At 54.8% G+C, this 15554-nt stretch carries 13 protein-coding genes; 9 read left to right on the top strand and 4 right to left on the bottom strand.

Going from position 1 to position 15554, the window contains the following annotated elements; all coding sequences use genetic code 11:
- Window positions 1–29: 29 nt before the first annotated feature.
- Complete coding sequence (gene tcp / locus QRN24_RS03205; RefSeq protein ID WP_284942331.1) at window positions 30–1691, top strand: methyl-accepting chemotaxis citrate transducer; 1662 nt, start codon at window positions 30–32, stop codon at window positions 1689–1691.
- Window positions 1692–1728: 37 nt separating this feature from the next.
- Here the strand turns inward: tcp and smrA are convergent, their stop codons facing one another.
- Window positions 1729–2292 carry a DNA endonuclease SmrA gene (gene smrA / locus QRN24_RS03200; RefSeq protein WP_044866938.1) on the bottom strand — a complete coding sequence of 188 codons (564 nt, stop codon included), beginning with the start codon at window positions 2290–2292 and terminating at the stop codon, window positions 1729–1731.
- 355 nt (window positions 2293–2647) lie between these two features.
- Window positions 2648–3559 carry a LysR family transcriptional regulator gene (locus tag QRN24_RS03195; protein WP_014169834.1) on the bottom strand — a complete coding sequence of 304 codons (912 nt, stop codon included), beginning with the start codon at window positions 3557–3559 and terminating at the stop codon, window positions 2648–2650.
- Window positions 3560–3734: 175 nt separating this feature from the next.
- On the opposite strand from QRN24_RS03195, the gene QRN24_RS03190 reads away from it, so the two are divergent.
- From QRN24_RS03190 to uspE, 7 genes are all read left to right on the top strand, one after another.
- Complete coding sequence (locus QRN24_RS03190; RefSeq protein ID WP_284942330.1) at window positions 3735–5045, top strand: M20 family metallo-hydrolase; 1311 nt, start codon at window positions 3735–3737, stop codon at window positions 5043–5045.
- Window positions 5045–6490: a M20 family metallopeptidase gene (locus QRN24_RS03185; RefSeq protein WP_251884760.1), complete on the top strand. Its 1446-nt coding sequence runs from the start codon at window positions 5045–5047 to the stop codon at window positions 6488–6490. The genes QRN24_RS03190 and QRN24_RS03185 overlap by 1 nt, the downstream gene beginning before the upstream one ends.
- 44 nt (window positions 6491–6534) lie before the next feature.
- The gene (abgT, locus tag QRN24_RS03180; RefSeq protein WP_020884305.1) at window positions 6535–8061 is read left to right on the top strand and encodes a p-aminobenzoyl-glutamate transporter; all 1527 of its coding nucleotides are present in this window, start codon (window positions 6535–6537) and stop codon (window positions 8059–8061) included.
- Between the two features lie 10 nt (window positions 8062–8071).
- On the top strand, window positions 8072–8587 hold the full coding sequence (ogt, locus tag QRN24_RS03175) for a methylated-DNA--[protein]-cysteine S-methyltransferase (protein ID WP_020884306.1): 516 nt from the start codon (window positions 8072–8074) through the stop codon (window positions 8585–8587).
- Between the two features lie 183 nt (window positions 8588–8770).
- Window positions 8771–9523, top strand: a complete 753-nt coding sequence (fnr, locus tag QRN24_RS03170; protein WP_014070017.1) for a fumarate/nitrate reduction transcriptional regulator Fnr — start codon at window positions 8771–8773, stop codon at window positions 9521–9523.
- 176 nt (window positions 9524–9699) lie between these two features.
- On the top strand, window positions 9700–9852 hold the full coding sequence (locus QRN24_RS03165; RefSeq protein WP_223398027.1) for a hypothetical protein: 153 nt from the start codon (window positions 9700–9702) through the stop codon (window positions 9850–9852).
- A gap of 110 nt (window positions 9853–9962) precedes the next feature.
- Entirely contained in the window at window positions 9963–10913 is a 951-nt protein-coding gene (gene uspE, locus QRN24_RS03160; protein WP_014169827.1) for a universal stress protein UspE, read from the top strand.
- Window positions 10914–10963: 50 nt separating this feature from the next.
- Here the strand turns inward: uspE and pntB are convergent, their stop codons facing one another.
- Both pntB and pntA read right to left on the bottom strand, forming a co-directional pair.
- Window positions 10964–12352 (bottom strand): Re/Si-specific NAD(P)(+) transhydrogenase subunit beta, encoded by a 1389-nt coding sequence (pntB, locus tag QRN24_RS03155; RefSeq protein WP_025204333.1) that lies wholly within the window; start codon window positions 12350–12352, stop codon window positions 10964–10966.
- Window positions 12353–12362: 10 nt separating this feature from the next.
- The gene (pntA, locus tag QRN24_RS03150; RefSeq protein WP_020884308.1) at window positions 12363–13892 is read right to left on the bottom strand and encodes a Re/Si-specific NAD(P)(+) transhydrogenase subunit alpha; all 1530 of its coding nucleotides are present in this window, start codon (window positions 13890–13892) and stop codon (window positions 12363–12365) included.
- 535 nt (window positions 13893–14427) lie between these two features.
- On the opposite strand from pntA, the gene ydgH reads away from it, so the two are divergent.
- Window positions 14428–15372, top strand: coding sequence for a DUF1471 family protein YdgH (gene ydgH / locus QRN24_RS03145; protein WP_020884309.1), 945 nt, complete (start codon window positions 14428–14430; stop codon window positions 15370–15372).
- Window positions 15373–15554: the final 182 nt, after the last annotated feature.

Raw genomic sequence — 15554 nt, 5'->3', positions numbered from 1 at the left:
CCCTGCATCTTCTCTAACGGACGACCGCTATGCTGAAAAATCTGCACGTGATTACCGGTATTATCTTTGCTCTCACCATATTCTGTCTGTTGCAAGTTGTCACGGGAGGGTTGTTCTACTCTGCCGTCAGCAACGACCGCCATAACTTCCAGAACTCCGGGGTGCTCAATGCCCAGCAGGAGAGCCTGAGCGACAGCGTGAACACGCTGATCAAAACGCGCGTCACCGTCACCCGCGTGGCGATCCGCTACCTGAAAAACCAGCGCGACCCGGCGTCCCTTGCGGCGATCAACAAACTGCTTGGCACCGCGACTGATTCTCTGGCTAAAGCGGAAGCCTATAACAAAGAGTGGCAGAAAATGCCGCAGGTTAACGGCCAGAACGCGGCATTAACCGACGAAATGCAGAAATCATGGAGCCAGATGCATGAAGTGATGCGTCTCTCCATTGCGTATCTGCGTGCCGACAACTACCAGGCCTATGGCGATCTGGATGCCCAACAGGCCCAGGACGATATGGAAGGGGTTTATAACCGCTGGCGCGCCGAAAACAACACCCTGCTGAAAGCCGCAACCGAAGAGAACCAGAGCAGCTTTACCCAGATGCAATGGACGCTGGCAGCGATCTTCCTGGCCGTGATCGCGGTGCTGGTGGTGATCTGGCAGGGTTTACAACACCTGCTGTTAAAACCGCTCCACATGATTATGAACCATATTCGCGCCATTGCGGGCGGCGATCTGACGCAGGATATCGCCCTGTCTGGCCGCAATGAGATGGGCCAACTGGCGGCGGGTCTGCATGAGATGCAGCAGTCGCTGGTGACCACCGTCAGCGCCGTGCGTGGTAGCACCGACTCCATTTACACAGGCGCAGGTGAAATTGCCGCCGGAAGCAACGATCTGTCTGCCCGCACCGAGCAACAGGCGGCTTCGCTGGAGGAGACGGCTGCCAGCATGGAAGAGCTGACCGCAACGGTTAAACAGAACTCCGACAACGCCCGTCAGGCTACGCTACTGGCGAAGAACGCTTCAGAAACGGCGGCCCGTGGCGGTCACGTGGTGGATAACGTTGTCCGTACCATGACCGAAATCGCCGACAGCTCGCAGCAAATTGCGCACATTACCGGCGTGATTGACAGCATTGCCTTCCAGACAAACATTCTGGCGCTTAACGCGGCGGTGGAAGCTGCGCGTGCCGGGGAGCAAGGTCGTGGCTTTGCGGTCGTCGCAGGTGAAGTCCGCACGCTGGCCAGCCGCAGTGCGCAGGCGGCGAAAGAGATCAAAGGGCTGATTGAGAACTCCGTCAGCCGGGTGAATACCGGTTCAGAGCAGGTCAGCGAAGCGGGCGCAACCATGAAGGAGATTGTCGCTGCCGTCACCCGCGTGACCGATATCATGGGCGAGATTTCGTCGGCGTCCGATGAACAGAGCCGCGGCATTGAACAGGTGAGCCTGGCCGTTTCGCAGATGGACAGCGTCACACAGCAAAACGCCGCGCTGGTACAGCAATCCGCCACGGCGGCGGCGGCCCTGGAAGATCAGTCGGAACAACTGCGCCAGGCTGTGGCAGCGTTTCGCCTGAACGGAAAGGAAAAAGCCACCGCACCCCGCCCGGCCACGGTGAAAACCCCACAGCTGTTACGCCCGGCAACGGCCAACACCGCCCCCGACAGCAACTGGGAAACCTTCTGAGTGACAGGCGGGCGAACGTCTCGCCCGCCAGAAGCACTTAACGGCTGCGCTTAGCGTGCCGTTCCCAGTTCTCCTGTTTCGCTTCGTCAGACTTTCGTAGCGAAACATAGCATGCTCCGCTGCCGCCGTGATGCGGCAGCGCCACGCAAAAGGCCTGCACTTCCTCGAACTCGGTTAACCAGCGCGCCAGATAGCTGCGTACCACGTTGGGATGGGCGTTCTGCTCCCGCCCTTTTCCATGAATGATCACCAGGTTACGTAATCCATCGCGTCCAGCCTGGCGGATAAAGGAAAACAGCATCTGCCGGCAACGCTCGGCGGGCTGGCGTAACAGATTTAAGCTGGCCTGGCGGGAATATTTACCCGAGCGGAGCTTATCAATAACGCCCTGTTGCACCCCTTCCCGTCTGAACGCCAGCGGCTCATCCAGGGGCAGCAGTTCCAGGAAGCCCAGGGTCAGGAAGTTATCCAGTTGCTCAGTATCAATCTCCTGACGCGTTCGCGTGTTGCGGCTCGGCTGCCAGTGAATATCCGTGCAGCGCTTCAGGGGCTGGATACCCTCCATGGCGTCAAGAAAAAGTGATTTGTCGTCAGGGTTCATGGACATCCTCCCGCTACATCTGAGCCTGTACTATACCTGCGCCAGGCATGGGCCTCAATAACCGCCCCCCAGGATGAGGGCATAAATATTAACCTGATGAATATAAAAATTATTTCTCCGCAAAAGTTAAACGCGACTTAACTTAAATTTCAGCACGCATAAAACAGAAAGTTTAGGTTAAAAAAATGTGGAATCAATGATGCTAAAACATATCTTTTTGAGGGTTGGCTGTTATAATTAAATAAACCTGCTTCACGGATATAACATTCAGGATCTGCGAAGGGAAGCATTGCTGTGTGTTGTAGGGTCTGTCTGATGTCGGACAGGCTCTGTTTTTTTTATTTTACTCCCCACTTCACTCCGATACTATTTTCCGCGCCTCTCTTCTAAATTGCGTAATTAACGATTCGGTCAGGGGTGTCTGACGAGAATCACGGCGCTGAATTAAATAATAGGCCGCTTTAGGTAGCGATTCGACAACGGGCAGCATAACCAGGCGGTGCGCCAGCAGCGGGTCACAGCCCAGTTCCTTTGGAAGGATACTTAAAAAATCACTTTGTGCAACAAGACTAATGCAGGAAGAAAACGTTTCGCAAACAACGTCAATGCGCGGTATTTGCGAGCGATGAGTAAAAACATCTTCTAATTGCTTATAATAACTCCCGCGTGGCGTCGGCATTGTCCAGTTATAATTCAGCAATTCGGTAATGGATGTCGCGCCCGTCGCCGGATGCCCTTCCCGACAAAATACGGCGAAAGGCTTTTCAAACAATTTTTCAAACGTAAACTCATGATCGTACGGCCCCTGATAATAGGTGTTGATGGTGAAATCCAGCTCGCCCTGGCGTAATTCATTGATCATCGACACCAGTTGCCCTTCCATAATCCGGACTTTTACCTGCGGATGTTGTGCATGAAAGCGGGTGATCACCGCGGGCATAAGGCTTCGTGAAATACTGGCTCCCATTCCAATATTAATCTGCCCGGCCAGTTCCCCCTGGCGCTGGCGGATATCATCCTGCGCCGCGCGTAACTCTTCCAGAATCAGCCTGGCGCGCGAGTAAAACCCTTCCCCACATTCGGTCAATGCGACGCCTTTACTCCTGCGCACAAAAAGCTGCGCCGCCATCCCCTCTTCCAACTCTTTGATCGATTTGGTCAGCGCCGGTTGCGAAAGATTAAGCGTCCTGCTGGCACCGCGGATACTGCCCTGACGCGCGACTTCAACAAACGCCCGGATTTGATGAAATTTAATCTGAAATGACATAGCCCGACCGATAACCGTTGTTTATCAGAGTAAAGAAACTGTCATCTACTTTAATGGAAATGGATGTGCGAGGGTAATTCCTGAACGGTTAAAACTGTGAAAAAACGTTTAGTGATAAGTAAAAACTATCACAGCGTGAAGCAGTTCACATATTTTAATGATGACAGGAAGAGATATGGAATTACTGGCGCAGTACATCCAGACATTAGCCCCACAACTGAGCGCATGGCGTCGCGATTTTCACCATTTCGCGGAGTCCGGATGGCTCGAATTTCGCACGGCGGCGAAAGTCGCGGAAATCTTAGACCAGTTGGGTTATTCGCTGGCGATGGGCCGCGACGTGGTGGACGCCGAAAGCCGTATGGGATTACCCGATGACGCCACGCTGGCGCGAGAGTTTGCCCGCGCCCGGGCGCAAGGCGCACCAGAGAAATGGCTGGCCCCGTTTGAAGGGGGATTTACCGGCATTGTGGCGACCCTGAATACCGGCCGCCCAGGACCGACGCTGGCGTTTCGCGTGGATATGGACGCGCTGGATTTAAGCGAAGCACTCGATGACAGCCATCGCCCGTTCCGCGACGGATTTGCCTCCTGCAACCCGGGGATGATGCACGCCTGCGGTCACGATGGCCACACCACCATTGGTCTGGGGCTGGCGCACGTGCTTAAGCAGAATGAATCGCAACTCAATGGCACCATCAAACTGATCTTCCAGCCTGCCGAGGAAGGCACCCGAGGCGCTCGCGCCATGGTGGCCGCCGGGGCGCTCGACGATGTGGACTACTTCACCGCGATTCACATTGGCACCGGTGTGCCCGCCGGTGTGGTGATCTGCGGCAGCGATAACTTTATGGCCACCACCAAGTTCGATGTGCATTTTACCGGGGTTGCCGCACACGCCGGTGGTAAACCGGAGGACGGCCGTAATGCCCTGCTCGCCGCGGCTCAGGCCGCTATCGCGCTTCACAGCATTGCCCCACACAGCGAAGGTGCATCGCGGGTGAATGTCGGCGTGATGCAGGCCGGCAGCGGACGCAACGTCGTGCCGGCTAACGCCCTGCTCAAGGTTGAAACCCGCGGCGTAAGCGAAGCCATTAACCAGTACGTCTTTGAACGCGCGCAGGCCGTGATTACCGGTGCGGCGGCACTCTACGGCGTGAGCGTCGAGATGCGTCTGATGGGCGCCGCCACCGCCAGTGCCCCTACACCGGCCTGGGTAGATTATCTGCGCCAGCAGGCAAGCCAGGTGACCGGCGTGGTGCAGGCCATTGACAGAGTCAACGCCCCCGCAGGTTCCGAAGACGCGACGCTGATGATGGCCCGCGTGCAGCAGAATGGCGGAATGGCGTCGTATATGGTGTTCGGTACCGAGTTAAGCGCAGGTCATCACAATGAAAAATTTGATTTTGATGAGCAGGTCATGAACCTCGCTATCGAAACGCTGGCGCGCACTGCGCTTAATTTCCCGTGGACGCGAGGTGTGTAATGCAGGAGAACTACGCTTTTATTGCCGATGCCATCGACACACGATGTCAGCTGTTAACCGACATTGCCGACGACATCTGGGATCACCCTGAAACGCGTTTTGAAGAGTTCTGGTCCGCGGAACGGATTGCCGGCGCGCTGGAAGCGGAAGGTTTCACCCTGACCCGTGAAGCCGGCGGGATTCCGAATGCCTTTATCGCCAGCTTCGGCAGCGGTAAACCCGTTATCGCCCTGCTGGGGGAATATGATGCTCTGGCCGGATTGAGCCAGCAGGCACATTGCGCGACGGCACAGTCCGCCACGCCGGGTGCCAACGGCCACGGCTGTGGCCACAATTTGCTGGGAACGGCAGCGCTGGCGGGTGCCATTGCGGTGAAAAGCTGGCTGGAGCAGCACGGGGGGAACGGCACCGTGCGTTTCTACGGCTGTCCTGGTGAAGAAGGCGGTTCAGGGAAAACCTTTATGGTGCGCGAAGGTTTGTTTGATGACGTTGATGCCGCCGTCACCTGGCACCCTGAAGCATTTGCCGGCATGTTTAACGTCAGCACGCTGGCCAATATTCAGGCCGCCTGGCGGTTTCACGGCGTGGCGGCACATGCTGCTAACTCGCCACATCTGGGGCGTAGCGCGCTGGATGCCGTAACGCTGATGACCACCGGCACCAATTTCCTCAACGAACACATCATTGAGAAAGCGCGCGTTCATTACGCTATCACCGATACCGGTGGAATCTCACCCAACGTGGTGCAGGCGCAGGCTGAAGTGCTGTACCTGATCCGCGCGCCGGAAATGGCCGATGCGCAGCAGATCTACGAACGTATCGAGAAAATCGCTCAGGGCGCGGCAATGATGACCGAAACCACCGTTGCGTGTCGCTTTGATAAAGCCTGTTCCAGCTACCTGCCCAATCGCACGCTCGAAGCGGCGATGTATCGCGCCCTGCAGCATTACGGCACGCCGGAGTGGACGGAAGAGGAGCGCCAGTTTGCGCAGGATATTCGTGCCACGCTAACGCCAAATGACCTGCAAAACAGCCTGAAGAACATTGCCGCGACGGGGGGAGAAGCCGGTAACGCTTTTGCGCGCCGTCAGCAGGAGAAGTTACTGACAGATGAGGTCGCACCTTATGCCATTACCGATAACGTACTGGCCGGGTCAACCGATGTGGGCGATGTCAGCTGGAAAATGCCGGTGGCACAGTGTTTCAGCCCCTGCTTTACCATCGGAACGCCTTTGCATACCTGGCAACTCGTGGCTCAGGGGCGAACCTCGATTGCTCATAAGGGCATGCTGCTGGCCGGAAAAGTGATGGGCGCAACCGCGCTAAATCTGCTCCAGGATGCAACGCTGCTGCAACAATGCCGGGAAGAGTTCGAACAACAAATCACCGAAAAGCCGTACGTGTGTCCGATTCCGGCAGGCGTGACACCGTCACCTTTAAAATAATAAAACACAACACAACAACACAACAACAGTCCCGAGGAACGCCCATGAGTATGTCTTCCATACCTTCGCATTCCCCATCCGGTAAGCTCTATGGCTGGGTTGAAAGGATCGGCAATAAAGTGCCGCACCCTTTCCTGCTTTTTATCTGGTTGATCGTGGTTTTGATGGTGGCGACAGCGGTGCTGTCCGCCTTTGATGTCAGCGTGCGCAGTCCGGCCGATGGCAGTATGGTGGCGGTCAAGAACCTGTTGAGTGTCGAAGGGTTGCACTGGTTCTTACCGAATGTGGTTAAAAACTTCAGCGGCTTCGCCCCGCTGGGAGCCATTCTGGCGCTGGTACTGGGCGCCGGGCTTGCCGAGCGTGTCGGACTGTTACCGGCGCTGATGGTGAAAATGGCCTCCCACGTCAGCGCACGTTACGCCAGCTACATGGTGCTGTTTATCGCCTTCTTTAGCCACATCTCCTCTGATGCCGCGCTGGTGATCATGCCGCCCATGGGCGCTCTGATTTTCCTCGCCGTCGGACGCCATCCCGTGGCGGGTCTGCTGTCGGCGATTGCGGGCGTAGGCTGCGGCTTTACCGCCAACCTGCTGATCGTGACCACCGATGTCCTGCTCTCAGGCATCAGCACGGAGGCGGCCAAAACCATCGACACCGCGATGCACGTCAGCGTCATCGACAACTGGTACTTTATGGCCAGCTCGGTGGTCCTGCTGACCCTGGTGGGCGGACTGATTACCGATAAGCTCATTGAGCCGCGTTTAGGGAAATGGGAAGGTCGAAGCGATGAGAAGCTGGAGACGCTGAGTAAAGAGCAACGCGTTGGCCTGCGCGTGGCAGGCGTGGTCTCGCTGGCGTTTATTGCCGCGGTCGCGCTGATGGTGGTACCGGAAAACGGCATCCTGCGCGATCCGGTTAAACATACCGTTCTCCCCTCGCCGTTTATTCAGGGCATTGTGCCGCTGATTATTCTGTTTTTCTTTGTTGTTTCGCTCGCCTATGGGATCGCCACCGGCAAAATTCGCCGTCAGGGCGATCTGCCGCAGCTGATGATCGAACCCATGAAAGAGATGGCGGGCTTTATTGTGATGGTGTTCCCGCTGGCGCAGTTCGTGGCGATGTTTAACTGGAGCAACATGGGCAAATTTATGGCCGTGGGTCTGACCGATGCGCTGGAAGCGGCGGGGTTAAGCGGCGTCCCGGCATTTGTCGGCCTTGCGCTGCTGTCGTCACTGCTGTGCATGTTTATCGCCAGCGGCTCGGCAATCTGGTCGATTCTGGCTCCCATCTTTGTGCCGATGTTTATGATGCTGGGGTTCCACCCGGCGTTTGCCCAGATCCTGTTCCGTATCGCAGACTCCTCCGTCATCCCCCTGGCACCGGTCTCACCGTTTGTTCCGCTGTTTTTAGGCTTCCTGCAGCGCTATAAACCAGAGGCAAAACTGGGTACCTACTATTCGCTGGTTTTACCCTATCCGCTTATCTTTTTAGGGGTATGGCTGGTGATGCTGGTGGCATGGTATCTTGTCGGTCTGCCGATTGGGCCGGGGATTTACCCAAGGCTGCACTAAAGGATTATCGATGCTGAGATTACTCGAAGATAAAATTGCCACGCCGCTTGGTCCACTGTGGGTGATTGCAGACGAGCAGTTCTGTCTGCGCGCCGTTGAGTGGGAAGAACACAGCGACAGGATGGACACGTTGCTCAACGTGCACTATCGCGCGCAGGGTTATGAACGTATCAGCGCCACCAACCCCGGCGGCCTGAGCGACAAACTGACGGCGTACTTCGAGGGCGATCTCAGCATCATTGACACCCTGCCGACCGCCACGGCAGGCACACCTTTCCAGCGCGAAGTCTGGCAGGCGCTGCGCAGTATTCCGTGCGGACAGGTCATGCATTACGGCCAGCTCGCCGGGCAGCTCGGCCGTGCCGGCGCGGCCCGCGCGGTCGGCGCGGCAAATGGCGCTAACCCCGTCAGTATTGTGGTCCCCTGCCACCGCGTGATTGGCCGCAACGGCACCCTGACCGGCTATGCCGGTGGCGTGCAGCGCAAGGAGTGGTTACTGCGTCACGAGGGGTATCTCCTGCTCTAGTTTCCAGGCTTTTAGTGCTTAATTTTCTTCCGGTTAGGCTAAAAATCCATAATCAAGCTGTGGAATTTCAAGAAGATGGCAACAGGTTGCCGTCTCTTGTCCTTATTGATGGTTTGGCAGGCTTACGTACTTACCAAAAAGATGTTAAAATTGACCAATATCAATTAAGGCTTGAGCAAACCTATGATCCCGGAAAAGCGAATTATACGACGCATTCAGTCTGGCGGTTGTGCTATCCATTGCCAGGATTGCAGCATCAGCCAGCTCTGTATCCCGTTTACCCTGAATGAGCATGAACTCGATCAGCTTGATAATATCATCGAGCGCAAAAAGCCTATTCAGAAAGGGCAGACGCTGTTTAAAGCGGGAGACGAACTGAAATCGCTCTATGCTATCCGTTCTGGCACCATCAAAAGCTACACCATCACGGAACAGGGTGATGAGCAGATCACCGGCTTCCATCTGGCGGGTGACCTGGTTGGCTTTGATGCCATCGGTACTGGCCATCACCCGAGCTTTGCTCAGGCGCTGGAAACCTCAATGGTTTGCGAAATTCCGTTTGAAACGCTGGACGATCTCTCAGGCAAAATGCCCAATCTGCGTCAGCAGATGATGCGTCTGATGAGCGGTGAGATCAAAGGCGATCAGGACATGATTCTGCTGCTTTCCAAAAAGAATGCAGAAGAACGCCTGGCCGCGTTTATCTATAACCTCTCACGCCGCTTCGCGGAGCGCGGTTTCTCCCCACGTGAATTCCGTCTGACCATGACGCGTGGCGATATCGGTAACTACCTGGGCCTGACCGTGGAAACCATCAGCCGTCTGCTGGGTCGTTTCCAGAAAAGCGGAATGCTGGCCGTTAAGGGTAAATACATTACCATCGAAAACGGTGAAGCTCTGGCCGTTCTTGCCGGTCACTCCCGCAACGTGGCATAACGCCCCCGCATGATTGATGCCAGGCCGATAAATTTTTATGATTTATTGGTCTGGTACGTCACCACTTCCGTTTCACCACGTTTCCCTGGCACCGCCCCACTCAGTCCCTGAAAGGTTCTTGTTGAGGTTATGAATTGAGAGAAAGTTTATTTTTCGTTTCAGTCGTTATCGCCTCAGTGACCTTCATATTCATCTGGATCATGCTTGTCGGGCCAATGAAGGGTGAAGAAAAAACCTACGTACAGGATTCAACGACGTTTGCGATTGCGGTGATGGTACTGCTGTTGATTGCCTTTATCGCGGTAACAACAACGGTTCTTTTTCTGTGACAGATTTTCATGATTTATTGATCTGACAAAAACTTCCCCCCTGTTTCATTCAAGATATATAGGTTACTCTTTTAATTACAGACTGTGGTGACAGTAGTAAGGAGACCTGTATGGCAAAGTATCAAAACATGCTGGTGGCTATCGATCCTAACCAGGACGATCAGCCGGCATTACGACGTGCTGTGTATCTACATCAACGGATTGGTGGCAAAATCAAAGCGTTTTTGCCGATCTATGACTTCTCATATGAGATGACCACCCTTCTGTCGCCTGACGAACGCACCGCAATGCGTCAGGGAGTGATCAGCCAGCGTACCGCGTGGATCCGTGAACAGGCCAAATATTACCTGGAAGCGGGTGTTCCTATCGATATTAAAGTGGTCTGGCATAACCGACCTTTCGAAGCCATTATCCAGGAAGTGGTCGCCGGTGGGCACGACCTGTTGCTGAAAATGGCGCACCAGCATGACAAGCTGGAATCCGTGATCTTTACCCCTACCGACTGGCACCTGCTGCGTAAATGCCCTTGCCCGGTGTGGATGGTAAAAGACCAGCCGTGGCCAGAAGGCGGCAAGGCCGTCGTGGCTGTCAACCTGGCGAGCGAGGAGGATTACCACAATTCGCTCAATGAAAAGCTGGTCAAGGAGACGATCCAGCTTGCCGAGCAGGTTAACCACACTGAAGTCCATCTGGTGGGCGCTTACCCGGTAACACCGATTAATATTGCTATCGAGCTGCCTGAATTTGACCCGAGCGTGTATAACGATGCGATCCGGGGGCAGCACCTGCTGGCCATGAAGGCGTTACGCCAGAAATTCAGCATCGATGAGAAAATGACACATGTGGAAAAAGGGTTGCCTGAAGAGGTGATCCCGGATTTAGCAGAACATCTGCAGGCGGGGATTGTGGTACTGGGTACCATTGGCCGGACCGGTATTTCTGCCGCATTCCTGGGCAATACCGCCGAACAGGTGATCGACCATCTGCGCTGTGACCTGCTGGTCATCAAGCCGGATGAGTATCAGACACCGGTTGAACTGGACGACCCGGAAGACGACTAAGTTCAGACATAAAAAAACCGCCGGAAACGGCGGTTTTTTTTGTCGCTGATTTACAGCGATTTCAGAATCGCATCGACACTGGCTTTTGCATCGCCAAACAGCATGTGCGTGTTCTCTTTGAAGAACAGCGGGTTCTGAACCCCTGCATAACCGGTATTCATGGAACGTTTGAAGACAATCACGTTCTGCGCCTTCCACACTTCCAGAACCGGCATACCGGCGATTGGGCTACGCGGATCGTCCTGCGCCGCCGGGTTAACGGTGTCGTTGGCACCAATAACCAGGACGGTGTCGGTATCGGTGAAATCATCGTTGATCTCATCCATCTCCAGCACGATGTCGTAAGGCACTTTCGCTTCCGCCAGCAGCACGTTCATGTGGCCTGGCAGACGCCCCGCTACCGGGTGAATGCCAAAGCGAACCTTGATACCACGCGCACGCAGCTTCTCGGTGATCTCCGCAACCGGATACTGAGCCTGCGCCACCGCCATGCCGTAGCCTGGGGTAATGATGACCGAGTGTGAGTTTTTCAGCATCTCTGCGGTATCTTCCGCGGTGATCTCACGGTGCTCACCCACTTCTTCGTCAGAACCGGTTGAGGAGCCGTCAGAACCAAAGCCACCCGCGATAACGCTGATAAACGAACGGTTCATCGCCTTACACATGATGTAAGACAGGATCGCACCAGAAGAACCGACCAGCGCACCGGTGACGATCAACAGATCGTTGCTCAGCATGAAGCCAGCTGCCGCCGCGGCCCAACCGGAGTAGGAGTTCAGCATGGAGACAACCACTGGCATATCGGCACCACCAATGGAGGCCACCAGGTGCCAGCCAAAGGCCAGAGCAATCAGGGTCATCACCAGTAACGCCAGCACCTGCAGGCCCACGCTTTCAGTGCGCACGAAGACCACCAGCAGCACAAAGGACACGACCAGCGCCGCCAGGTTCAGCTTGTGACGGTTTGGCAGCATCAGCGGTTTAGAAGAGATCTTACCGCGCAGTTTGCCGAACGCGACAATTGAGCCGGTGAAGGTCACCGCACCAATGAAGATGCCGAGGAACACTTCCGTCAGATGGATGTTGACCAGAATCGGTTCCAGACCGGGTGTGTGGTACAGGTAGCTGTTGAAGCCCACCAGCACCGCCGCCAGCCCCACGAAGCTGTGCAGAATGGCCACCAGCTCCGGCATCTCGGTCATTTCAACGCGTTTCGCCAGGCGAATACCAATCGCGCCACCGATAATCATCGCCACCAGGATCCATGCAACGTTGCCGGTGTCCGGCCCGAAGATGGTGGCAATCAGCGCAATCGCCATCCCGGCGATACCAAAGTTATTTCCCTGCTGAGACGTTTCGTGTTTGGAAAGCCCCGCCAGACTGAAAATAAACAGGATTGCAGCAACAATGTATGCGGCTGTGACTAATCCTCCAGACATATGCTACCCCTTAGCCTTTACGAAACATTTTCAGCATGCGCTGAGTCACGGTGAACCCACCGAAAATATTGATACTGGCGATCAGCACCGCGATAAAGCTCAGGAAGCTTACCCAGCCGCCGTGGCCAATCTGCAGCAGCGCCCCGACCACGATAATCCCGGAGATGGCGTTAGTGACCGACATCAGTGGCGTATGCAGCGCATGGGAGACATTCCACACGACGTAGTACCCCACCACACACGAGAGCGCGAAGACGGTAAAGTGGCCGAGGAATTCTTTCGGCGCGACATCTGCCAGCCAGCCAAACAGAATAATGACCAGCGCCATGATCGCGTACTTACGCCACGGAGAAGCCGGTTTAGCAGGCTCTTTAGGCTCAGGTGCCGCTTTCGGTGCCGCCTGAGGCTGCGCGGACACCTGAATCGGTGGCGCAGGCCAGGTGATTTCGCCTTCACGCACCACCGTTACGCCACGCACAACAACATCGTCAAAATCAACGGTGATGTTGCCGTCTTTCTCTTTGCAGAGCAGTTTCAGCAGGTTAACAAGGTTGGTACCGTACAGCTGAGAAGACTGGGTTGGCAGACGGCCCGGCAAATCGGTATACCCGATCACCTTCACGCCGTTAGCAGTGGTGGTCACCTGATTTGGCACGGTGTATTCACAGTTGCCACCGTTCTGCGACGCCAGGTCGACGATCACGCTGCCCGACTTCATTGAGTCAACCATCTCACGTGTAATCAGCTTCGGCGCGGGTTTACCGGGGATAAGCGCGGTAGTGACAATGATGTCGACATCTTTGGCCTGCGCGGCGAAGAGTTCCATTTCCGCTTTGATAAAAGCTTCGGACATGACCTTCGCGTAACCGTCACCGCTGCCCGCTTCTTCCTTGAAGTCCAGCTCAAGGAATTCGGCACCCATACTTTGTACTTGTTCTTTTACTTCAGGACGGGTGTCAAAAGCGCGTACGATAGCGCCCAGGCTGTTTGCCGCGCCGATAGCCGCAAGACCCGCCACGCCCGCGCCAATCACCATCACTTTCGCCGGAGGCACTTTCCCTGCCGCGGTGATCTGACCGGTAAAGAAGCGACCAAACTCATGCGCCGCCTCAACAATCGCGCGGTAACCGGCGATATTCGCCATGGAACTTAAGGCATCCAGCGACTGCGCGCGCGAAATACGCGGCACGGAGTCCATGGCCATCACGGTCACGCCACGTGCTGCCAGCTTCTCCATCAACTCAGGATTCTGTGCAGGCCAGATGAAGCTCACCAGCGTCGTGCCGGGATTCAGCAGTTCAATCTCGCTCTCTTCCGGCGCATTAACCTTGAGAATAACGGGCGACTGCCAGACTTCAGCACCGTCCACCACTTCCGCGCCAGCCTGAATAAAGGCCTCGTCATCGAAACTCGCCAGTTTGCCCGCGCCGCGTTCAACTGCGACGGTAAAACCCAGTTTAAGCAGTTGCTCCACCGTTTTCGGTGTTGCCGCTACGCGGGTTTCATTGGCTAACCGTTCTTTTGGTACCCCAATACGCATAGTTTTCCCTTCCATCGGTTTTTGATGATGGTTTGTCGATAAATGCCCGCGGTTTGTATCAACTTTCGCCAGCAGGACAGCGACGACATATGATTAACCCCAGAAAATAAAACAGTAACAAACTTTCTATAACCTACTGAAAATAACGCCCGTGATCTACCGCCAGAAAACACTATTTCTTACTTTATCTGTGAAAAATAAGTGATCTGCGTCGCTGACAGTGATATTTACCTTAAATTCATCGCTGAGACCGATAAATAGCGCAAGCGAAGCGGTAAAAACATGATATAGCGCCATTAGAGAACAACTTATTAACATTAAATTAACTTGTAAAAGTCATAAGCTTTATCAGTTTTGCTTGTCAGACGCCTGTTTTTTCAACATATCACTAAATGTTATCAAATCAGATGATTCAGTGAGCACAGGCTGTGAAAAATGGCGCAGACAGCGACGGGTTTTAAATGCCATAATCGGGACCGTCTCAAATTAACAACAATACCAGTACATGGTTTGCGCAAGGCGAAGGATTATTTTTATGAAGCTTAAGAACACACTCCTGGCGTCCGCACTTCTCTCCGCGACCGCCCTGTCTGCGAATGCCGCGACAGAGTTAACGCCGGAGCAAGCGGCAGCGTTAAAACCTTTTGACCATACGGTCATTGTGGGTCGTTATAATTCTATTGGCGATGCCGTCGCCGCCGCATCAAAAGCCGCCGATAAAAACGGTGCGGCCTCGTTTTACGTTGTTGATCAGTCTGACTCCGGCAACAGCGGTAACCAGCGCGTGACCATTGCGCTGTATAAAGACAATGCGCCGAAAGCTGACGCACCGAAAAACCGCGTGATTAACGGCGTCGTTGAATTACCGAAAGATCAGGCGATTGAGCTGGAACCTTATGACACCGTCACCGTGCAGGGCTTCTATCGCAGCCAGCCTGAAGTGAATGATGCCATCACCAAAGCCGCAAAAGAAAAAGGCGCGTACTCTTTCTTTATCGTGCGTCAGGTCGATGCTAACCAGGGTGGCAACCAGCGCATTACTGCGTTCATCTATAAAGAAGATGCGAAAAAACGCGTTCTGCAAAGCCCGGACGCTATTCCTGCTGATTCCGAAGCGGGTCGTGCGGCAATAGCGAAAGGCGGCGAAGAAGCGAAGAAAGTGGAAATTCCAGGCGTAGCCACCTCTGCCGCACCAAGCGCTGAAGTGGGCCGTTTCTTCGAAACGCAATCCACCAAAGGTGGCCGTTACTCCGTTACCCTGCCAGACGGAACCAAAATTGAAGAGCTGAACAAAGCCACTGCAGCGCAGATGGTGCCGTTCGACAGCATTAAATTTACCGGCAACTACGGCAACATGACGGAAGTCTCTTATCAGGTCGCGAAACGTGCGGCGAAGAAAGGGGCGAAGTATTACCACATCACCCGCCAGTGGCAGGAACGTGGTAACAACGTGACCATCAGCGCCGACCTGTACAAGTAACAGAACGGTTGACCCGAGGCGGCGCAATGCCGCCTTTTTTGTTACTTTTTTTTGAAATTCGGCCCCACGTCATTGCATGCTTTCGTGACACTCCGTAAAATCCCGCGCCTTAGTGTGATCCACCATTTTTATGCGCCTGTGCGAAATAATTATTCTGGATTTGGACCTTTCATAACAGGAAG

It is taken from the genome of Enterobacter sp. MEB024 (assembly GCF_030209635.1).
In the GTDB taxonomy this organism is placed as follows: Bacteria; Pseudomonadota; Gammaproteobacteria; order Enterobacterales; family Enterobacteriaceae; genus Enterobacter; species Enterobacter ludwigii.
The sequence above is the reverse complement of the archived record's forward strand: the minus strand, read 5'-3'. Positions and strand labels throughout refer to the sequence as shown.

Coding starts and splice junctions, on each gene's coding strand:
- tcp (WP_284942331.1), top strand. CDS start 30: ATGCTGAAAAATCTGCACGTGATTACCGGTATTATCTTTGCTCTCACC.
- smrA (WP_044866938.1), bottom strand. CDS start 2,292: ATGAACCCTGACGACAAATCACTTTTTCTTGACGCCATGGAGGGTATC.
- QRN24_RS03195 (WP_014169834.1), bottom strand. CDS start 3,559: ATGTCATTTCAGATTAAATTTCATCAAATCCGGGCGTTTGTTGAAGTC.
- QRN24_RS03190 (WP_284942330.1), top strand. CDS start 3,735: ATGGAATTACTGGCGCAGTACATCCAGACATTAGCCCCACAACTGAGC.
- QRN24_RS03185 (WP_251884760.1), top strand. CDS start 5,045: ATGCAGGAGAACTACGCTTTTATTGCCGATGCCATCGACACACGATGT.
- abgT (WP_020884305.1), top strand. CDS start 6,535: ATGAGTATGTCTTCCATACCTTCGCATTCCCCATCCGGTAAGCTCTAT.
- ogt (WP_020884306.1), top strand. CDS start 8,072: ATGCTGAGATTACTCGAAGATAAAATTGCCACGCCGCTTGGTCCACTG.
- fnr (WP_014070017.1), top strand. CDS start 8,771: ATGATCCCGGAAAAGCGAATTATACGACGCATTCAGTCTGGCGGTTGT.
- uspE (WP_014169827.1), top strand. CDS start 9,963: ATGGCAAAGTATCAAAACATGCTGGTGGCTATCGATCCTAACCAGGAC.
- pntB (WP_025204333.1), bottom strand. CDS start 12,352: ATGTCTGGAGGATTAGTCACAGCCGCATACATTGTTGCTGCAATCCTG.
- pntA (WP_020884308.1), bottom strand. CDS start 13,892: ATGCGTATTGGGGTACCAAAAGAACGGTTAGCCAATGAAACCCGCGTA.
- ydgH (WP_020884309.1), top strand. CDS start 14,428: ATGAAGCTTAAGAACACACTCCTGGCGTCCGCACTTCTCTCCGCGACC.